Source organism: Tateyamaria omphalii (genome assembly GCF_019802125.1).
Classification (GTDB): Bacteria; Pseudomonadota; Alphaproteobacteria; order Rhodobacterales; family Rhodobacteraceae; genus Tateyamaria; species Tateyamaria omphalii_B.
On sequence record NZ_JAHVHT010000005.1, the window covers coordinates 106752 to 127806 of the forward strand.

17 protein-coding genes are annotated in these 21055 nt (G+C 57.8%); 9 read left to right on the forward strand and 8 right to left on the reverse strand.

Annotation, left to right across the window (positions count from 1 at the left end):
• Positions 1 to 15 precede the first annotated feature (15 nt).
• Positions 16 to 1131, reverse strand: a complete 1116-nt coding sequence (locus KUV51_RS18415) for a DegT/DnrJ/EryC1/StrS family aminotransferase (RefSeq protein ID WP_261385925.1) — start codon at positions 1129 to 1131, stop codon at positions 16 to 18.
• A gap of 152 nt (positions 1132 to 1283) precedes the next feature.
• Here KUV51_RS18415 and KUV51_RS18420 point away from each other — a divergent pair, with 152 nt between their 5' ends.
• Positions 1284 to 1844, forward strand: coding sequence for a GNAT family N-acetyltransferase (locus tag KUV51_RS18420; RefSeq protein ID WP_222522913.1), 561 nt, complete (start codon positions 1284 to 1286; stop codon positions 1842 to 1844).
• An 83-nt stretch (positions 1845 to 1927) separates the two neighbouring features.
• Complete coding sequence (locus tag KUV51_RS18425) at positions 1928 to 3700, forward strand: ABC transporter ATP-binding protein (protein WP_222522914.1); 1773 nt, start codon at positions 1928 to 1930, stop codon at positions 3698 to 3700.
• Positions 3701 to 3742: 42 nt separating this feature from the next.
• On the opposite strand, the gene KUV51_RS18430 is transcribed toward KUV51_RS18425, so the two are convergent.
• The 4 genes from KUV51_RS18430 to KUV51_RS18445 all read right to left on the reverse strand — a co-directional run bounded on the left by KUV51_RS18430 (position 3743) and on the right by KUV51_RS18445 (position 10102).
• Positions 3743 to 5008, reverse strand: coding sequence for a glycosyltransferase family 61 protein (locus KUV51_RS18430; protein ID WP_222522915.1), 1266 nt, complete (start codon positions 5006 to 5008; stop codon positions 3743 to 3745).
• Between the two features lie 765 nt (positions 5009 to 5773).
• Entirely contained in the window at positions 5774 to 6631 is an 858-nt protein-coding gene (locus tag KUV51_RS18435; RefSeq protein ID WP_261385926.1) for a DMT family transporter, read from the reverse strand.
• Positions 6618 to 8915 carry a PIG-L family deacetylase gene (locus KUV51_RS18440; protein WP_315898847.1) on the reverse strand — a complete coding sequence of 766 codons (2298 nt, stop codon included), beginning with the start codon at positions 8913 to 8915 and terminating at the stop codon, positions 6618 to 6620. Before KUV51_RS18440 ends, KUV51_RS18435 begins: the two co-directional genes overlap by 14 nt.
• Entirely contained in the window at positions 8912 to 10102 is a 1191-nt protein-coding gene (locus KUV51_RS18445) for an ROK family transcriptional regulator (protein WP_222522917.1), read from the reverse strand. The genes KUV51_RS18440 and KUV51_RS18445 overlap by 4 nt, the downstream gene beginning before the upstream one ends.
• Positions 10103 to 10223: 121 nt before the next feature.
• On the opposite strand from KUV51_RS18445, the gene KUV51_RS18450 reads away from it, so the two are divergent.
• The 7 genes from KUV51_RS18450 (at position 10224) to KUV51_RS18480 (ending at position 17788) form a co-directional block, all read left to right on the forward strand.
• Positions 10224 to 11477, forward strand: coding sequence for an extracellular solute-binding protein (locus tag KUV51_RS18450; RefSeq protein WP_222522918.1), 1254 nt, complete (start codon positions 10224 to 10226; stop codon positions 11475 to 11477).
• Positions 11478 to 11550: 73 nt separating this feature from the next.
• Entirely contained in the window at positions 11551 to 12444 is an 894-nt protein-coding gene (locus tag KUV51_RS18455; protein ID WP_261385927.1) for a carbohydrate ABC transporter permease, read from the forward strand.
• A gap of 2 nt (positions 12445 to 12446) precedes the next feature.
• Positions 12447 to 13319, forward strand: a complete 873-nt coding sequence (locus KUV51_RS18460; protein ID WP_222522920.1) for a carbohydrate ABC transporter permease — start codon at positions 12447 to 12449, stop codon at positions 13317 to 13319.
• A gap of 34 nt (positions 13320 to 13353) precedes the next feature.
• The gene (gene argH, locus KUV51_RS18465; protein WP_222522921.1) at positions 13354 to 14838 is read left to right on the forward strand and encodes an argininosuccinate lyase; all 1485 of its coding nucleotides are present in this window, start codon (positions 13354 to 13356) and stop codon (positions 14836 to 14838) included.
• Between the two features lie 3 nt (positions 14839 to 14841).
• Complete coding sequence (locus KUV51_RS18470; RefSeq protein ID WP_222522922.1) at positions 14842 to 15900, forward strand: ABC transporter ATP-binding protein; 1059 nt, start codon at positions 14842 to 14844, stop codon at positions 15898 to 15900.
• A 29-nt stretch (positions 15901 to 15929) separates the two neighbouring features.
• Positions 15930 to 16787, forward strand: a complete 858-nt coding sequence (locus tag KUV51_RS18475) for a carbohydrate kinase family protein (protein WP_315898850.1) — start codon at positions 15930 to 15932, stop codon at positions 16785 to 16787.
• A 5-nt stretch (positions 16788 to 16792) separates the two neighbouring features.
• Positions 16793 to 17788 (forward strand): SIS domain-containing protein, encoded by a 996-nt coding sequence (locus tag KUV51_RS18480; protein ID WP_222522924.1) that lies wholly within the window; start codon positions 16793 to 16795, stop codon positions 17786 to 17788.
• Between the two features lie 17 nt (positions 17789 to 17805).
• Here KUV51_RS18480 and KUV51_RS18485 read toward each other — a convergent pair whose 3' ends face one another.
• The 3 genes from KUV51_RS18485 to KUV51_RS18495 are packed head-to-tail and all read right to left on the reverse strand — an operon-like array spanning position 17806 to position 20839.
• Positions 17806 to 19098 (reverse strand): arylsulfotransferase family protein, encoded by a 1293-nt coding sequence (locus KUV51_RS18485; RefSeq protein ID WP_222522925.1) that lies wholly within the window; start codon positions 19096 to 19098, stop codon positions 17806 to 17808.
• Positions 19095 to 20585: a sulfotransferase gene (locus KUV51_RS18490; protein WP_222522926.1), complete on the reverse strand. Its 1491-nt coding sequence runs from the start codon at positions 20583 to 20585 to the stop codon at positions 19095 to 19097. The genes KUV51_RS18485 and KUV51_RS18490 overlap by 4 nt, the downstream gene beginning before the upstream one ends.
• Positions 20582 to 20839 (reverse strand): hypothetical protein, encoded by a 258-nt coding sequence (locus tag KUV51_RS18495; protein ID WP_261385928.1) that lies wholly within the window; start codon positions 20837 to 20839, stop codon positions 20582 to 20584. The genes KUV51_RS18490 and KUV51_RS18495 overlap by 4 nt, the downstream gene beginning before the upstream one ends.
• Positions 20840 to 21055: the final 216 nt, after the last annotated feature.

A 21055-nucleotide genomic window follows, 5' to 3' on the forward strand; every position in this document is an offset into this window, starting at 1 on the left:
GACCTATGCCCAACACTACAGTGTCGGCGCTACTCGGTTGACGGTTTCAATAACGCGTTCCACATGGGCCTCCGGCATCTGCGGCCCGATCGGCAAGCTGAGCATATCGTCGGCCAACCGTTCAGCCAGCGGGAATGCGCCGGGCGCATATGCAAGCTCTGCATAGGCTTTCTGCCGATGCGGTGCGATAGGATAGTGAATCAGCGTACTGATCCCTTCATCTGCCAGTTTCGCCATCAAAACATCGCGCTTGGGGTGCTGGATCACATACAGATGCCAGACAGGTTCGGCCCAATTTGGAACAACAGGTGTAATGACACCCTGAAGCGCATCGCTGTAGCGCCCCGCGATATCACGGCGGCGCTTCGTCCAATCGTCGAGATGCTCCAGCTTGGCGGCAAGGATTGCGGCCTGGATCGGATCAAGCCGGCTGTTGGTGCCCTGCTCGTCGTTCACGTATTTCTTGCTTGAGCCATAGTTGCCCAAGACACGGACCTTTTCGGCAATATCCTCACGATTGGTCGTGATTGCCCCGCCGTCGCCAAGGGCACCCAAGTTCTTACCGGGATAGAAACTCCAGCACACCACGTCGCCATGTGCGCCGACGCGACGCCCCTTGTATGTCGCACCGTGGGCCTGTGCGGCATCCTCGATCAGCGCCAACTTGTAGGCCTCCGCAATCTCCAGCAGAGGATCAAGGTCGGCCGGTTGACCATACAGGTGCACCGCGATGATCCCGCGAGTGCGTGGCGTGATCGCGGCCACGACAAGTGCGGGATCGACATTGTAGGTCTGGGCATTGGGCTCCACAGGGATTGGCGTTGCGCCTACCGCCGATACAGCCAACCATGTCGCAACGAAGGTATGTGACGGCACGATCACCTCATCGCCGGGTCCAATGTTCAAAGCACGCAAACTCAGAATCAATGCGTCAAGCCCATTAGCCACGCCAACACAGTGAGCGGCACCGCAATAGGCGGCGTAGGCGTTCTCGAACGCTTCGACCTCCGGGCCCTGAATATACCACCCACTGGCCATGACGCGCTGAACGGCGGCATCTATTTCCGGTTGTATCGCCAGATACGCTGCGCGAAGGTCGAGAAAGGGGATTTGCGCCATGTGCTCAGCCATGTTCCAAGGTTCAATTCGACTGCCGGTCTACACTTGTTTTCATCCATGTGGAATGCGACAGTCACCCGCCCGGCTAGACTATTTCGGGGGCCGCAAGCAACCGGTCCGAAAACCAGGATTTTCAACCCGGTAAGTACAAAGGTGTCCGCGGAATGACAGTCGAGAGCAGCGAGCGAATTGAAGGTGTACGGCTTGCCCTGCGCCTGGCGCAACCAGAAGATGCAGCTTACATCCATGGCCTTCGCATGGACCCCGCCTACAATCGGCATTTATCCGCCGTCACAGGAACCGTGGAAGATCAGGCCAACTGGCTGCGGCGCTACAAGGACCGCGAAGCCGCAGGTGAAGAGTACTACTATGTGATAGAGCGTCTGGATACCGGGCAACCATGCGGCCTTGTCCGGCTCTACGACATCGAAGACGACCAGTTCACTTGGGGCAGCTGGATTCTGGATCACAACAAGACGCCGAAAGCTGCTTTGGAAAGTGCAGTGCTGATCTACGTTCAAGGCTTCGAACAGCTTGGTATGAAGAAGTCTGTGTTTGATGTTCGCGCCGACAATGATCGCACCTTGGCATTTCACACCCGTTTCGGAGCCATCGAAACCGGTCGGAATTCGCAAGATGTCTTCTTCAAATACAGCCGCGATCAGTTTCAGTCAGACAAGGACGGCCACATGAGCGTCTTGCGCGAAGCCCAAACGGCACGATGAACGTAAACAGCGTTTAGACTTTACAGGCCTTGCTATAATGCCTAGCTGTCCATCTCTGTCTCACGGAACCAGAATGTATCCGAATGTTTGAGAGCACGCTCGACCGGTTGAACAGCAGACTGATTGTCCGCCTGTTGCGGGAAAACTTTCGCCTGCAATTGCCGAACTATTCGATTGCCATGGTGGCCATGGTGGCCATCGCCGCAACCACGGCGCTGACAGCGTGGATCATGAAGGACATCATCGACTCCATGATCGAGTCGGGTAATCGGGCGCAGGTTTTTGGCGTTGCCGCCTCGGTGGCCCTTATCTTCACCATCAAGGGGATCGCGACGTACACACAGACGGTGTTCCTGAGCCGAGCCGGCAACAGTATTGTCGCAGCACAGCAACGCAGACTGTATGCGGCCATCCTGAAGCACGGTGTGGCCTTCTTCACTGAACGGGATTCATCCGACCTGTTGATGCGGGTCACCTATTCGGCTCAAGCTGCCAGAACGGTCGTTGAAACGCTGGTCATGGGATTTGTGCGAGACCTTTTGACGCTGATCGGCTTGATCGTCGTCATGGTGTATCAACAACCCACTCTGTCCCTGTTTTCCCTGCTGTTTGGGCCCATCGCACTTTACGGCGTGCGCCGCATTCTTGCGCGCGTGCGCGAGATCATGCAGGCGGAAATGACCTCTATGGCCGAAATCATCAAGGTCATTCAAGAGACCGCGGTTGGCATCCGCGTGGTCAAAGCCTTCGCGCTTGAAGACCGGATGAACCTGCGTATGAAATCCGCTGTTGCGAATGTCGAAGATCGTGCCAACGCACTGGCCCGGCTCGAGGCAGCCACGAGCCCGCTCATGGAAACCCTGTCCGGCTTTGCAATTGCGGCTGTGGTCGCGCTGAGCGTGGTGAACCTTTTCGGAGAGGACGCAAGCACGCCCGGACAGCTGATGTCATTCGTGACTGCGCTTCTTATGGCCTATGAACCCGCGAAGCGTCTCGCACGGATGCGCGTCACGATTGAGGCCGGGATGATCGGCGTGGGCGTCATGTACGAAGTGGTGGACATGCCGGTCACACTGGTCGAATCCGAAAACGCGCGTGGCCTGCCTTCGGGTGCAAGTGCCGTGCACCTCCAGGATGTTCATTTCGAATACAAGGACGACCAGACGATCCTTAACGGTCTCGACATCGAATTCCCGGCCGGCAAAACAACAGCTCTCGTTGGCCCATCAGGTGGCGGCAAGTCCACAATCATGAACCTGATCATGCGGATGTACGATCCCACCAGGGGAAGCGTCGAAATCGGAGACGTAGATCTGCGTGAAGCGACATTTGCATCGCTCCGCGAGAAGATCGCTTTTGTTGGCCAGGACACCTTCCTGTTCTCGGGCACCATCCGTCAGAATATTGCCCTTGGGAAACCGGAAACCACGGACGAAGAGATCATTGCGGCTGCAAAGGCAGCCCACGCTCATGACTTCATCTCCCAATTTGAATTGGGCTATGACACGATTGTCGGCGAAAATGGAGCCAGTCTGTCAGGTGGTCAGAGGCAGCGGCTTGCCATTGCGCGTGCCGTATTGCGCGACAGTCCGATCCTGCTGATGGACGAAGCGACAAGTGCGCTCGATTCCGAATCCGAACATCTGGTCAAACAGGCGCTGGACGATTTGACGAAGGGCCGTACGACGATTGTCATCGCGCACCGGTTGTCCACAATCATCAACTCAGACCTGATCCTCGTCATCAAAGATGGTAAGGTTGAAGAACAAGGCGATCTGAACACGCTTCTGGCGCAGAAGGGCCTGTTCCGCAGGCTGTATGACCGTCAGTATGAAAAAGCCGAACCCAGATCCTGAGCCACGTGCGTCAGGCCGCCATGACAAAAATCTGTTGTGGTGCTATTGCGTTGCCATCTTCTGCGCCCTGACGTCGGCAGAGCCTGTGTTTTCAAGCAACTGATCAATGTGCTCACAGAACGTGTCCACTGGAAGCTTGTAGGACGCCGCAAAGGCTTCGTAGCTGCTTTTGACGGTGGTATCCGCCTCTACGAAACAGTACGTCATTTCACACCCGGCCGCGTGGGCCAGGTTGGAGAAAAAGCACGCGCCGTCATACTCTTGAAGTGCCCAGACAAGACTTTGACTGCCAGGGCTCATAAACAGGGTATTTGCGAAAGCGGCACCTGTTGGCCCGATAACGAATTCCGCGTTGTACATCAGGCTCACCTGTTCGCGGAACGTCAGTTGTTCCATCTGCACCGCTGTAAATCCGCGGGCTTCGGCTGCAACACGAATATCTTCCTGATTATAGGAACGCGCGCGCGGTGGCCGTACCAGAAAAACACGCTTGGGGCTGTCGGCGTCCCGCTCAATTCCAAGGTTTTCTAGGACGGCATGGCGCACTTGGCGCACCACATCGACATTCTGGATGTAGTCTTCGGGCTCAGGCCACATGTGGTCGCGCATGTTGAACGGACCCGACACAGGTGACGGAATGTGTACGAGCCTGTCAAACCGATGAAGTACATCGCCACGCAGGCCGATCACCTCACGGTCTCCCCGGCACAGATCAAGCGTTTCCCTGAACGAGGGAATGGTAAGTGCAGTTTCGGGCACCAACAACGGGTAGTCTTTGAACTCAGCAGGCAGATTGCGAGACAACCAAACAACCGGCAGTATTTCAGCCAGCCAATGATACCAATTGGCATCACCATGCCCAAAGGCGCAGATACCATATGGAACTTCAGCGGTTTGTGAGTGGCTTGTGACGAAGTAGTCCTGAAAGAAGAACCCGCTATTGGTCAGGAGGCTTGTCCTGTCCAGGCTATCGTACATCTCATCGGGCAGCAGAAGATTGTACCCTTTGTAAAGAAAGGACGACCCCGATCTGCCAGCGACGTTTTCGATTACCAGCGGCTGAATGGGCGGAAGCGGTCTTGTAAACAGCTCCACCTCAGTCTCCAGCGGGCGGGGCTTGGCAACTTGACTTTCCGAAGGCCCGAAAACCGGATCAAGTCGCGTTGCACCATGGTCAACGACACTGGAGAGACGATACCCCTTGTACCCCATCAAATCCAAACCGAAGGAAGACAGGCGAGCAACCGCGGATGATCTGGTCTGGCCACGCACCAGGCGCTTGACGATACTGCGTCGAATGTTTGTCATTTTTCCTGCCGGTAGCCCCTGCTCGCCATGCCAATCCTCTTCCGGACAACCAAGTCCTGCGGCCTCTAAAGGCCACTTTTGAAATACCAGTTACACGTGCAATGATAAAAGTGACATCGCTTTGCAAGCGGCAACTGGAACTTGATTTGCCTCAGCAACACATCATGCGTGGAAATCCGCACATTTACCCAACGTACAAACACTTTCCGCATCGTTTCGGCAATCTACAGCCTATCTCGTCCACAGACTTTGGGATGCAGTCGCACGGGCAGCACAACGGGCAAAGGCCCAAAAGATGAAACGGTTATTCCAAACGTATCTATTGTGGCTGCTTTCGGTTTGCGTCGCACATTCTGCATGTCCCCCACCCGAAGTACAATTCATGCGCTGTACGCTCCAAAACGAAAAGACCCTCCAAGTGTGCCAGACCGACACCCACGCACGGTACATCTATGGCAGGCCAGGAACGGTACCGGACATCGAGATACAAAGGGCATTTGGCAAAGGTGCAAGCCGCGTTCCATGGGACGGACAGGGCAGGCAAATCACCGAAGGCATCTCGTTTTCAAAGAATGGGTACACATATGCGGCATATGCCGGAATACAGAGGCTCTACGGTGACGCCGAAGATACACACCCGCTTTCCGTTGGGGGCGTTGTGGTGTTCGGCCCCTTTGGTGCGTATCTGTTCGACCACGCCTGTCTCCCTGAAACGGTGGAGTGGCTTGGGTATTGAAGTCTGGCATTCTCTACAGCGCCGGACAACTACCGCAACAGGGTCGTCCACATTGCAGCAGCAACAATCAGAACCGCGCCAATGAAAAAGGCGGGGGTGGGCACTTCGGCAAAGAATATGAAACCCGCGGTCGTTGAGAAAACCAAGCTGAGGTAGCCGAGAACCGAAAGAAAGGCGGCCTCGGCCCTGATATGTGCCTGCAAGAAACAGAACTGCGCGGATTGCGCGAAAAGGCCAATGGCGAGAAGCGACCAGAGGTGATCCGGAGCGATCGGCGACCAGACCACAACGGCAAACGGTGCCGTCAGCACGGCCAGGCCAGCGGTGTAGAACACCATCATGACAACAAAGGGCGTTTCGGACAGTTTACGGGTCAAGATGATCGCCGATGTGCCAAACAGGACCGTCAGAAAGGCGGCGGGCAGGCCCCAGTCAAGCGTCATGGCGCCAGGTTCCACGGCGACATAGACACCGACAAAGGCCAGCCCCGCTGCCCACCAACGACGTCGTGGCACGACCTCCTTCAAAATGAGCATGGCGAGGATCATGGTAACTACGGGGCGGGTGAAGCTGATGGCCGTGAACAATGCGAATGGCAAGCGGGCGATGGCGAAGAAGCTGGCCGTAAGGGCCAGCGCCGACAAGACAACGCGCAAGGCGTGAAGTGGTAAACGGTTTACGGCTCTGAACGCCTGTCGCGCACTCCAGACAAACGGCACCATGAGTGCAAGCCCTGTGACCGCTCTCAGAAAGACAAGTTGGACGGCCGCATAGTCCAGGCCCATTGCCTTGACGATCGCCAAGGCAAAAACGTTGAGCGCCATGTCAGCCACGAGCCATGCGCCACCGGACAGATTGCGAGCAGCCGTCCCGTCAGCGAGGGGCAAGAAGGTTCGCCATCAGGCGGTATGCTCCAGGCACACCATGCTCGAGCTGATGATGCAGGATCAAGGCACAGTGGGTGTGACGCCCCTTGCCAATTTCCGCTGTCAACAGTGCGCCGTGCAAAGGCGCCTCTCCAGCATCGGCCATGGACAGGAGCGGTTCGTATGCTGCATCCCAGCTTTTGGCAAAGTACAGGCCACGTTCCTTGTCCCACCCCTCCCAATCGTCGGCACAGATGGTGTTGGGATGCGACAGGATCGGGTGATCGGTCAGATGTGTCACCTTGGCCGTTTGATCCGTTACGCGCCAACGCAACGAGGGTTGACCGATCTCGATCCGTTTGGGTGGCGTAGCATCAGGGTCCCAATTGTCCCATGGTCGATGGTAAAGGGTCAGCAGGGTTCCACCTGCCGCTGTCCAATCATGCAAGTCTTGCAATGCCCCACCCAGATCGGAACGGAATTTGACGGCAAAAATGCCAATCACGATAGCGTCGTATGCGGCCAGTTCCGCTGGTGTTATCTGCCCTGCTTCAAGTGACGTAACATCAAAACCTGCGCACGCCAGCCAGTGCGCAACCCGGTCATGGCCGCCCCCGACATAGCCAATCCTCGCGCGGGGCAGCGCGCAGTCAACAATGTGAACCGTCACTTCGGCCGGTTTCGTAAGTGCACGCGGCGGAACATGCGGATGGCGGACGATTTGAGCAATCTTGGCCGCTTGGCCATCAAGTGCCAGAGGGATCTTGTATGTGCCGACCGGCATGTCGTCGGGCAGAGTGATCGCGAAACCGTCACCAGTGGGGGTGGCAATCCAGCTGTCTGGTAAGGTGAGACTGGCCTCACCACATGCCGGAACCCGGGATAACAAGGATATCCCAAAACTGCGGCGTTCGCTTTGGAGATTCACGACCTCAATCATTGGATCAAGCGCAATGCGGGGGCTTGCCAGAATGAGGGGTGGTGTTTCGAAAGACAGATGAGTCTGGCTCGCGACCTCCCCGGTAAGTACCGTCACCGTCACAAACGGTGCCGAAGGCGCATCCGGCAGATAGGTATCCGGCGTCGAGGGTGTGGCGGCGGCTTTATCAGTATGCAATGTCGCGCCACTTGCGCTCCATCCTTGGGGAACGACGATCTGCGTCTCAACATCAGCGTCATCCGCTGCGAGCATAACGGACAGGTTGGTGGTATCGCCCGGTGCAAGAATATCCGCATCGACCGCGACATGCGCCTCGACCCCAGATGCCAGTTGGATGGCATACGCAGCTTGCGCGATCTTGCGATTGATCTTGTGTGCATGTTCCGGCGCTGGCCTCGCAGCCTGCAAGAGTGCCAGGCCCGCCGCTATCTCTGCACGCACTGTTGCATAGTCCGGGAACGCAGCCCGGGCGCTGTCGAAGTGCTGCTGGACTGCAGGCAGACCCAGATCGGCCAATGTTTTGGACAGACCGGACATCAGGTGATCGTCTGGACCGTCAACATGGGTTTGCGCCAGATGCAGCGGCCAATCGCGGTACTCTCCCGGCGGCACCCAGCGACCCATGGCTTGCGTCAGGTGGAAGGCGCGGCTTTGCTGGCCGATCTGTGCGTATGAAAAACCAGTGATTGGGTCTCGCCCACTTTTGACTGTCAGCGTCTTCGGCGGTGGTGGCAGGTCGTCATCATAGGCCTGACCAGCGCCAGACCACGCAGGCAAATAGAGCTTGGCAATCTGCCAGGGCGCTTGATCGGTTCCGTAGGACGGGTCAGCGGCCAGTTCCATGACGTCATGCGCAGCCAACGTCATCGCGCGATGATGCCCGTGCTGGCCGGGCACGTCCAGAAACGTGGGACAGAGGATATCAGGGCGCTCAGTGCGCACGATTTCGACAAAACGACGCATCGTCCTGTCTCGTCCCCAGTGCTCCAACGTCTCGACGCCGGACTTTGAGAAACCGAAGTCTCGGATCGGATCGTCTGGTGTTCGGCTTAGCCAATAGAGCCGCAAGTTCAGCACATCTGCCGCACCCTCCATCTCGGCAGTGCGCAAAACACCCAGAGCAGCGCCAGCTTCCGTGCCAATGTCGTTCTGACCGCCATCGCCACGGGTCGCGCAGGCATAGCTGATATCGATCCCGTCCCGCAGACCCAATGCGGCCAACATATCCGAGATTTCATCATCCGGATGGGCACCGGAATTCATGAAGGACACGACTGTCTGAAGTCGGCTCAGCGCGTGGTGCAGTGCAACGATCCGAGGCTTCAGCCTATGGCGCAGAATGCGGGTGTTGTCAGGCAAGGTCACGCGGGTGGCCTTTCCCACATAGCGGTGGATTGTGGCGTAAACGCACGGTTGAGGATCAGCGCTGCCGCGCCGAAGGTCGCCGTCATACGCCCGCTGGTGCCGCATTGCAGACGGGGATGAATGGCGTCCGGTCGGTTGGACACAGACAGTTCCGGCAAAGGCGTGTTGTTTGCAAGATGGTCCAGGATTGATGCAGGCATGGCGCCACCCAAGATAACCGTCTGTGGATCAAACAGGTTTTCGATCACCCCCACGGCTTGCCCGAGAGCGTCGCAAGCTGTCTCGAGCCAGCGCATAAGGGCTGGGTCCTTTGCCTTGCAAAGACGATCAAGCGCCTCGATATCGAGCGGCCCGTTTGCCGCCAACGCGGATTGGATTGAGACACGGCTCACAACCTGTTCGAGCGGTTTCCGTTCCGCATCGGCCATCACCGGCAGATGTCCGATTTCACCCGCGTTCCCGAATGCGCCATCCACGAGTTGGCAACGATGCACCAAACCGAGGCCAAGGCCTGCCCCAAAGTAAAGAAAGGCGTAGTCCGTCAAACCTTGTGCCACGCTAAACCGTTCAGCCATAGCTGCGGCATTTGCGTCATTCGAAACGATCACAGGCCTGCCAATCTCCTGACTGAATAGCCCGGCCACATCCACCGTCTGCCAACCGGGCAAGTCGGATGCCTGACCGGAAAGGCCAGTTGTACCGAACGGGCCGGGCATCACGATCCCTGCACCCAACAGCCGTTCGTTGGTAAACCCGCATTCCTTCAACATCCAATCGCGCAACTTCAGAACCGCCACCGTAACTCGCGACGGCGAGAGATCGTCCAGAACCTGTCGCCGTGTCGCTCGTGGCTTGCCACTAAGGTCAACGAGGGATGTCAGCAAAACATCAGGGCGGATTTCCACCCCAAGCGCAACGCCACCTTCCGGGTTCACACCATATTGAACTGCGGGCAGGCCGCGGCCCGCACTTTGAGCACCACGCTCGATCAGGAGCCCCTCGACCTCCAACTCGGCGATGATGTTACTGACGGCCTGCGTTGAAAGACCAAGCGACCGCGCTACAGCTGCGCGCCCCATCTGGCCGGCGCTGTTGATCAGACCCAGAACAGCCTTTCGATTACGCACCCGTGAGCGGTCAGGATTCGTGCCGGGGCGAACGTCGAACAAGAGATCGGATCTGCTCATGGTTTGGCTTTAACTCAAGCAGCCCGATAACTCAACTAACTTGAATATTAAACTTGCTTGGCTTAATCCTAAGAGGAATCGGCGGCGAACAATCGGCGCCTTCCAATAGGAGAGGTTGTTCATGACACGTTATTTGAAGGGCATGGCTCTGGCCGGGATGAGCAGCGCCATGGCGCTCGTGGGCTCAGCTGCATCGGCGGTCGAGATTGAGTACTGGCAATACTTCTTTGACGCCCGCGTGACGGCAATGGAGCAATTGATCGAGAATTTCGAGGCCGCAAATCCGGATATCACGGTCAAGATGACCCATTTCCCATATGCCGACTACAGGACCAAGGTTGCCGCCGCGATCCCGGCTGGTGAAGGTCCGGATGTCGTGCAGTTGTTCTACGGTTGGCTCAATGACTATGTTGCCGCCGACCTGATCCAACCTCTTCCGGCAGAAACATTCCCGGCATCGCAAATCGACGAAGACTTCTTTCCCATGGTGCAAGCGATGAAAGATGGGGATCAGTACTGGGCGTTGCCAACCGCGGTACGATCCCTTGCGCTGTTCTACAATGAACGCTTGTTGGACGAGGCGGGCGTGGAGCCGCCTACAACCTTTGATGAAATGATGACTGCCGCCAAGGCGATGACGAAACGTGATGGTGCAGGCAACATCACACAAGTCGGCATGACCGCCGGTATGACGGCACAAGATCACCATTGGTGGCGCGAAGGATTGATCCGCCAATTTGGTGGAGAGCCGTATCTGGATGACTACCAGACGGTCAATTACAACAGTGATGCTGGCCTGCAGGCATTGGAATTCTATGCAAGCCTCTTCAGCGGCGACGATGCGGTATCTGCCATCGGGTTCATGGATGAACCGCAGGCTGCTTTCAAAGCCGGCCGCGCCGGTTTCCACATAGATGGCTCATTCCGCATCGGATCGCTCGACAAGACGCGCGGCCTGAAATGGGGTGTTACCGAACTTCCCGCAACGGCAGAGGGTGCACGATCGAACTATTCCTCTTACTGGGTGAACGCGATCACAACCAAGGCAGAAGGTGAGAAATACGATGCCGCGGTGAAGTTCATGGAGTATGTCACCTCTGACGAAGCAATGCAGATCTGGCTTGATGTCGTGGGCGAATTGCCTGCCAAACCATCAGTAGGTCTGACCGAAGCAAACGCCAACAACGAAACCTATGGACCGTTCATTCGTGGTCTGGCCTACGCAAACACCACGAAATTTGCGAACGAAAGTGGTCAGCGGCAGTTGATGGTCGAAATGGTTGAACGCATGACGCTGGAGGGAATGAGCGCCGCCGACAGCCTAGCCATCGCGGCGGAGGCTGAACAAAAGATCCTCGACGACTACTACAAGTGATCGTCGTCTCCCCGGCAGGCCGCCTGTTTCCTGATCCAAGGGGCGGCCTGCTACCTTTTCCATGGGGATTGTGATGCAGTTCTACTCCAACCTCTCGATCAAGCAGAAACAGATCGTCTGGGCCTGGGGCTTTTTGGCGCTACCGGTTCTGTTTTACGGGATCATCCGGTTCTATCCGACCGGGACGGCTTTTGTGATCTCCTTTCAAGAGTGGAACCTGCTCGGCGACCGCACGTGGATCGGCTGGGAAAACTACATCGAATTGTGGAACGACCCGGTGTTCTGGAAGGTGTTCGTGAACACGTTCGAATACCTGCTGATCGGCACACCGCTGTCGCTGGTTGTCAGTTTCATCATCGCCTACCACCTCGACAAGCTGCGCTTCATGCATGGCTTTCTTCGGATGCTCTACTTCCTGCCGTTCATGACATCGGCGGTGGCCATGGCGTGGGTCTGGCGATGGTTCTATCAGGACGTTCCAATCGGGCTGTTCAATAACCTGCTTGCCGCAATCGGCATCCCGCAGATCGCGTTTCTGAACTCCACGACCAATGCACTGCCCGCGGTGTTGGCACCGGCAGTCTGGGCCGGGCTTGGCTTTCAGGTCATCATCTTCATGGCCGGTCTGCGCGCCATCCCGCAAAGCTACTACGAAGCGGCCAAGATCGATGGGGTGGGATGGTGGACGGTCCTGACCCAGATCACGATCCCTCTGTTGCGCCCCACTATCGTGTTCATCGTGGTGTTTTCCTCCATCGGGTTCCTGCGCATCTTCGACCATGTATTCAACATGACCACGAACAACCCGGGCGGGCCGCTCAACTCGACCAAGCCGCTGGTTCTGATGATCTATGACATCGCATTCAACGGCTTCAACATGGGCTATGCAGCAGCGCAGACAGTTGTTCTGTTCCTGATCCTCCTGCTGGTGTCACTCGCGCAGCTTTGGCTTTTGCGGAGCGATTGAGCATGACTGCAACCGACATCCGCGCTTCCTCTGCCACGCTCGACCGCTCGGCCATCGTGAAGCCGCGCAATATGGGGCAGATTGTCCGCTGGCTGTTGCTGTTTTTGGGCGGGATCCTGATGGTCATGCCCATCGCCTACATGATCTCGACCTCACTGAAGTGGCCGCACGAGGTCTACAACGTCAATCTCATCCCCGAAGAACCAACCATCGAGAACTATACCTACGTTCTGGAAGACGGACGGTTTTACTGGTGGTTCGTCAATTCAATCATCATTGCCACGATCACGACCATCTCGAACCTGCTGTTTGACAGTCTTGTCGGCTACACGCTATGCAAGTTCCGGTTCCCCGGGCGCCAGATCGTGTTCATCGCGATCCTTTCCACCCTGATGATCCCGACCGAAATGCTGGTCATCCCGTGGTACCTGATGAGCCAGAGTATGGGGTGGCTCGACAGTTATTGGGGCATCATGTTCCCGGGCCTCATGACGGCGTTCGGTACATTCCTGATGAAGCAGTTCTTTGAAAGCGTTCCGGATGACTTCATTGAAGCGGCGCGCATCGACGGGCTGAACGAGCTGCAGATCTGGTGGACGGTCGCCATGCCGCTTGTCAAACCGGCGCTCGCAGCCCTTGCGATCTTTGTCTTCCTCGGCAACTGGACTGCGTTCCTGTGGCCCCTGATCGTCACGAACTCGGTCGAGATGTATACAATTCCCGTGGGGCTCTCCGGCTTCGGGGACGAGGCTGACGTGGCCTGGGAGTTGATCATGACCGGCGCTGCCATCTCGACCATCCCGACGCTTGTCGTTTTCCTGATCTTCCAACGCTTCATCATTCGTGGAGTGGTCATGGCAGGGTTGAAGGGGTGATGCCATGCCAGAGAACGGCAAAGGGCCCGATGCAATGACCGACCAGACCACATTCCCCGATCCCGTCTATCGCGAAACGGTGCTCGCGCCGCTGTTCGAAGGGGTCAAGACGCACTTCGCCGACGGCATGGCCCAGATCAACCGCGCCCATCTGGTGATGCTGGCCGAAACGGGCATTCTTTCCGCTGGTGACGCGCGCGCATTGGCGCGAGCGGTGAAGGAGATCGAGGATGAGACGGATATCTCATCCCTCACCTACACAGGCGAGCACGAGGACTATTTCTTTGTGGTCGAGGCAGCGCTGCGCGCCAAGCTAGGCGATCTTGGTGGCGCCCTGCACACGGCGCGGTCACGCAACGATATGGACCACACGCTGTTCAAACTTGCGCTGCGCACGAGGGCGCATGCCATGCTGCGGCTGCTGTCGGACCTGACCCAAGGCCTGCTGGATAAGGCAGACGCCGAGAAAGAGACGCTGATCGTTGCCTATACCCACGGCCAGCCAGCGCAGCCAACCACCTTCGGACACTATCTCTCTGCAGTGATCGAGGTCCTGCTGCGCGACATGGCGCGGCTTGATGCAGCGGCGGACGGTTTGGAACACTGCCCGATGGGTGCAGCGGCGATCACCACCAGCGGTTTCCCGATCGACCGTGACCGAATGGCAGAATTGCTGGGCTTTGAGGCGCCGCTTCTCAACGCCTATGGCTGCATCGCGTCCGTCGACTATGTAACGGGGCTCTATTCCGCGCTGAAGTTACCCTTCATCCACCTTGGGCGTGTCGTGCAGGACATGGGCGTCTGGGCATCGTTCGAGGTGGGGCAGCTCTATGTCCCGAACGCCCTTGTCCAGATCTCCTCCATCATGCCGCAAAAGCGTAACCCGGTACCCATCGAACACATGCGGCACCTTGCCAGCGTCACGGCAGGGCGGTGCGACATGGTTGTGAACACGATGCACAACACGCCGTTCACGGATATGAACGACAGCGAAGGCGAGGTGCAGCAAGCCGGCTTTGCAGCTTTTGACAGCGGTGGCCGGATGCTGCGCCTGCTTCGAGCCTTCCTGCCAGTATGCCGGATCAATGACAGCAACGTGGCCCGAAACACCGACGCGGCCTGTATCACCATCACCGAGGTGGCCGACACGCTGGTTCGAGAGGAGGGCCTGTCATTCCGCCAAGCGCACGAGATCGCCGCGGCGACAGCCCGCAACGTGATTGAGGCAGGTGAGCCCTTGGGAACCGGTTTCACCAGTTTCGCGGCTGCGTTTCAGGCTGAAACCGGTCGCGCGACATCATTGTCAGAAACACGGTTTCAAACGGTCACGTCAGCCCGACATTTCGTTGCGGTGCGCAACCGCCCAGGCGGACCGGCACCCGCCGCACTGGACGCAGCAATTGCAACCTACGAAGTGGAATTGGGCCGTCTGATCGAAAGTACCCGTACGCGCGCAGACCGACACGCTGCGGCCAGCACCACGCTGGCCCGCAGCTTTGCAGCCTTGTTGGAGACCTGATCCATGGCCAATCTGTCTCTACGCACACTCACCAAATCCTATGGCCAGACCGAGGTGTTGCACGGCATCGATCTGGACGTCGCGGATGGCGAATTCGTGGTCTTCGTCGGCCCGTCGGGCTGCGGGAAATCCACCACCTTGCGCATGATTGCCGGGCTGGAAGAGGTGACATCCGGCGAAGTCGTGATCGGTGACCGCGTGGTCAACCACCTTGAGCCCAAGGAACGCGACATCGCAATGGTGTTCCAGAACTATGCGATCTATCCCCACATGTCCGTGAAAAAGAACATCGCCTTTGGTTTGCGATCTTCCAAGATGTCCAAGTCTGACAAGGAAGCGCGGATTACCGAGGTCGCCGGTATCCTCGACATGACCCATCTGCTGGACCGCAAACCGGCTCAATTGTCAGGTGGCCAGCGGCAGCGGGTGGCCATCGGACGAGCCATGGTCCGCAACCCCGCCGTATTTCTGTTCGATGAACCGCTGTCAAACCTCGACGCCCAGTTACGCACTCAAATGCGGCTCGAGATCAAAAAGCTGCACCAGCGCGTCGGCAACACAATTATCTTTGTCACCCATGACCAGGTCGAAGCGATGACCATGGCCGACCGGATCGTGATCATGAAAGATGGTCATATCCAGCAAGTCGGGACCCCGTCTGAAGTGTATCACGCCCCGGCAAACACCTTTGTTGCACAATTCATCGGCGCCCCTTCGATGAACATGCTCGCCGGTACGTTGACCAAGGATGGCGTGGTGCTGGCATCAGGACAGACAATTGCGACGCAACACGCCAATGGTACCGCACGCTCAATCCTCTTGGGGGTGCGCCCCGACGATCTGACGTTGGAAGGCGCCGGACAGGCCATTGTCACTGGGCATGTCGCTGTACGCGAGCCGTTAGGGGCGGAAACGCTGATCTACGTCAAAACCGACGCAGGGGAAATCATTGCCAAGGCCGACGGACGCACCCCGCCCGAGGTGGGTGCAGAGGTGACACTGTCAGCGGATGGGACAAATCTGCATGTCTTTGATGCAGACAGCGGGGCGGTGTTGAGGTGAGCACGACAGCACCTCCGAGGGTCCTGTGTGTGGGCCGCGTCTACTGCGATCTGCTGTTCACTGGTCTTCCGCATCTGCCACGCTTGGGACAGGAAGTTTTCGCCCCGGATCTGAGCATGAGCGCCGGTGGCGGAGCATTCATCACCGCCGCAGCCGTCAAGGCTGTCGGTGGCTATGGTGGGCTGTGCGCCGTTCTACCTGCCACACCCTTCACGGACATCGTCCTTCGAGACATGGCCGAGGCCGGTATTGACTCAAGCCTTTGCGTGACCGCCGCTGCGGACCAGTCGCCACAGATAACGGTGGCGACCGTCTTGGGAGACGATCGTGCATTCCTGACGCATGCGAGCGGTCCAGTTCTACCGGACACCAATTGGGACGATACATGGCACCATCTGCATATCGGTGAGCTCCGGACACTTGTGGAACACCCCAGACTTGTCGCCCAAGCCAGGGACAGAAACATGACGGTATCGCTGGATTGTGGATGGGATGATACGCTGATGTTTCGTGGAACAGAGATGTCAGACCTTGTCGCGAGCGTCGACCTGTTTCTACCCAACGCCTCGGAGTTCGAAACCTTGACCAAAAGCGGTCTAAATAAATGTGCCGCACCTTTGACCGTGATCAAGCAGGGCGCAAGGGGCGCTCAGGCCGTCACCGCAGATACAAAAGATCACTGCCCGGCACTGCCTGTCGAGGTCGTTGACACGACAGGAGCAGGGGACGCATTCAACGGCGGATTCCTTGCGACATGGCTGTCCGGTGCCTCCATATCGCAAGCCTTGTCCATGGGCGTCCGCTGCGGAGCTGCCTCGGTCGGGCAGGTGGGCGGAACAGCCGGATTGCGCAAGATGTCGCAAAACCCGACACAAGCTGCAGAGTGATGCACATGTCCCCGACTTACATGCGGCAGGAGATTGATGAGATCCCCGAAGCAGCCCGCCGACTTGCCCAGCCTGAAGTGCAAGACGTATTTGTGCGCACCGCCAGCGCTCTGCGGGCGCATGATCCCCGTGCCATTGTAACGATAGCAAGAGGATCATCGGACCACGCGGCGACATGTCTGAAATACGCGTTTGAGTTGGTGGCAGGGGTGCCGGTTGCATCGCTTGGTCCATCGGTGGCCACCATCTACGGGGCACAGCTTCGCTTTGACCGAGTTACAGCGTTCGGGATCAGCCAATCCGGCCAAAGCACAGACCTGGTTCAGATGATGGAATGCGCCGGCGCCGGAGGAGCGCAAACGGTGACACTCACCAACCAGCCAGACAGTCCCTTGGCTATGACAAGCAGCCATGTCCTCGATGTTCACGCAGGACCCGAACACGCCGTGGCTGCAACCAAGAGCTATACAAACTCGATTCTGACAGGACTTTGGCTGGCTGCGCATTGGCAGCAAGACCACACTTTGCTTTCCGCCCTGCAAGCGATGCCCGACAGGCTGGAGACCGCCTCCACCATTGATTTCTCATCCCTGAGCGCGGCACTTGCGGGGCTTGATCGGATCGCAGTGATCAGCCGCGGACCGTCCTTGGGCATTGCATATGAAGTTGCGCTAAAAGCGATGGAAGTGTGCACGATCCCGGCCATTGCCTACTCCAATGCCGAAGTCTTGCACGGTCCTTCTGCTGTATTGAAACATGGGTATCCCGTCTTGCCGATCTCAGGCGGACCGGCGACCGGGCTTGCAGACACCCTCGCCGTGCTCCGGTCCCAGGGTGCCTTCGTGTTACCAACAGTCTCAGGTTTGACCGACACACATCCTGCACTTCCAGTCCTGGATGTACTGATCCCGATCTACGGTGCACTTGAAGAAGTGTCCCGACGACGCGGGCTGAACCCGGACAAGCCCGCAGGCCTGGCCAAGGTCACAGACACGATCTAGGCAAGCGAACGAGGGCACTACCGCGACGCGATCGTTTCGTTGCAAGACGGGACACCGTTCGAAAAGAAGTCCTCTGGCACATGTCTGGCTTCGGTCACGATCAGGTTGCTGTCTTCATCCCACACCATGTCATGTGTCCACACGACTTCTCCCTGGGCCGATACCTCAAGCAATCGACCATGTTCGGCCTCCGTCAAAAGCAGATTTCCATTCGGAAGCGTTTGGTGTTTGCCCCGCCGCCAAGTGTAGAACGGTTCATCTTCAGTTCCTCTGAAATCGACGGTGACGCGCCTGTCACGCGGATCAATCCGCAGAATGCGCGATTGCATCGCACCGGTCGCATTGTCAAAGACGGTGATCGTCCCATCCGGTTCAAAGTCCGGATCATGCTGTTTGAACCACGGACCATGCTGCCACCATTTCAGGATCCCGGTCTGCGGATCCACGACGGCGACCAGGTTTGGTTCGCGCAGGCTGAACATCAGGTCACCTGCCTCGAACATCGGGAACGCGGCGGCCATCTCCGGGCGCAGCATCTCTACGTCATTGGGGTGAAACGGGTCGTCCAGATAGGTAACCCGACCGTCCGCGTCATCTGGCATACGAACCCGAATGTCGAAGATCGCGCGTTGGTCGCCACCCTTGGCCGCAATGACATCGTTGCGCAGATTGAGGGAAAAGGTCTTCTCTCCGGTGTCTGCGTCCAGGCGCACCATGTCTTCTCCGTACCACGTCCAGATCCCGCCAGCACCGTCGCGCGCGATCGAATGGTGAAAGCCCCCGCGCACACTCCACATGGTTTGGCCGCATTGGTCCACCCGGGCGATGGCATTGCCCACGTCGAAGGTGACGACAACAGAACCATCTTCAAACACTTCCATTCCATGCAACATGACATTCTGCGGAGGAGTGTCGGGGTCGAAGTTTTCGTAATTGATGGGCCAACGATGTACCTCCTGGCCGCTGGTATCCATCAATCGCACGGCAAAAACAGATGTATCCTGATCGTCACTCAGCCCGGCAATCAACACATAGCCCGGCGCGCGTTCCGTCCCGGGGCGCTGTTCGTAACCACGGTCAGGCGACGCGGTGCCTGTGTCGTTCGGTGCAACCAGATGGCGTGTGGGTTCCAGTCCAATGTCGTTACGCCAATTGCGCGACACATCCAGATAGGTGCGATGCGCCTCACCAATCTGAGGGGCAGGGAACCAGCCCCACCACGACGAAACAATCCCGTAGACCATGGCGATCAACGCAAGCGAGGCAATGAAAAATCCACGCGCAAAGCTGTCCGATGACGGCAATTTCATTGAATGACCTTTCCAATTGACGCGCGCGCAGAACCAATGGCCTGGCTGCAAAGTTCTTCGTGTAAGATGTCGGCCCGTTGCATCAGGTTGCGGGAGGCATCTGGCAAATCCGGAGCCGGGTGAGGCGCGCGCAAGAGGCCAGCCATGGTTGCGATGCTGTCCTGCTCGTCCAGCTCGATCGACGCCGCCAACTCAGGCAAAAGCCGTTCCGGTTCGCTGCACAGCGCATCATGGTCGACAAAGATCGTACGCGGGCCGGCGGTCGCCAAAACGTGCTGATATGCATCGATCCAGTACCGTAGCCAGAAATCAATCTGCCCCGCTGTGTGCAGATCCGGGCGCCGTGTACCGAATTCGATCGGTCGCAGCGCCGCACCAAACTCGAAATGTCCGATACCTTCCATATATCGCCGCGCAAAAGGCTCGCGGGCATGCAAGTCCGCAAAACGCCGGTGCTGTCTCAGGAGTGACTGCACCTGAGCCCGTGGATTGCGGATCGGGACAATGATGGACGCGTCTGGAAAGAGGGCCTCCAGCAGTTCAAGCCGGGCAATATTTGCATTGTTTTTCGAGATGTAGCGCGTCGCACCGGCCTTGGTGGCCACGATCTTGGACATATGTGTGCGCAGAAACCTCTCGAACTCCGGTTTTCGATCTTCTGCAGACCACGGCGGAATATACGCACCTTCGAAGTGTTGGGGCCAGAAGGCCATCCAAAGCATTTCTTCGAACGCTTCGGGACTGTCCATATTGACTTCGATGCCGTCGCCATGAGCCCGCTCATTCTTGTTTCCGGCCTTGCGGAAGATGCGGGAGAAATTCGCCGACAAAAGCGGCGACAAGGTGAACGGCATGTGCTGGTAGGTGGCTGATGCGAAGTGCGGCAGCCTGGCCAGCCCCTCGAGCATGATGGTGGTACCTGCGCGGGGCAGGGAGGTGATGAAAACCGGCCTCTGCACAGTTTCAGCGTCCAAGCGGCGGCGGTAGAATCTGGTTTCAAACCTGCCCAACCGAACCTGGCGCTCGGGCGATGAAAAGGCAAAATCATGCACTGCCTTGTCGAGCGGACCATAGGGTACCTCGGCCCGGGTGGCATCCTGAACCGGACCTTTGCGCAATTTGTCCAAGCCAATCCACAACGCAATGGCCGCAGCCGTCGATCCAAGCAGGAAAGGCCAGCCAAGTGCGACGGCAATGGCTTGGTCGACGGCGTAATACCCAAGCACCGCACCGCCCCATACGATCAGAACCGATGCACCTATCGCCGCCGCACCAATTCCCGTGATCCAGAAAAATCCGCCAAGCAGCTTGATCGAGGCGCGCTGGACCTGAGCCTCTTTATCTTCGTCCGCGATGTCGCTGTTCATCATCACGGCGAGCGCGTGTTGGGTTGTCTCGACGATGCCACCTGCAACCTGTTGGGCGTGCAAGATGCGCAAGACAGCAATGAATGCGACAAGGCCCAGGCACAGGGCTGCGACGCTCAACTCTCGGTCTCGCGGGGGGTTTGCTGAATATCGGCCTTGGTCTTCTTGGCGCGCATCATCCGTTTGACCGGGTAATAAATGAACCCGAAAATCGCGAGCACCAAGGCCGCGATCAATGCGATCATCGTGCCAATCGCAGTCAAGCCAGCGCCCGGCCCGACATAGGCTTGAGCCGCGACCGGCATCACGACCAGCGCCGCAGCAAGCAGTGTGGGCGCATAACCAGCACCCCAAATCCATGTGTTGCGTTTCATAACGACATCCTCACGCCTAACGAACGACAGGACCCCAGACCATAATCGGGTCGTTGGGATCACCTTACGCTCTATCGGCATCAAAGGTGTGAGTTGGGAAAGCATCAGCAAGGCACGGCGCGGTAAGCGGCGAAAGCCTGCCAGAACAAGGAGTAAGGGTGGAGCATTTCTGCCCGTTTTTCCACCGGCAAACAGCAAACGGCGAAAGAGCGCCGA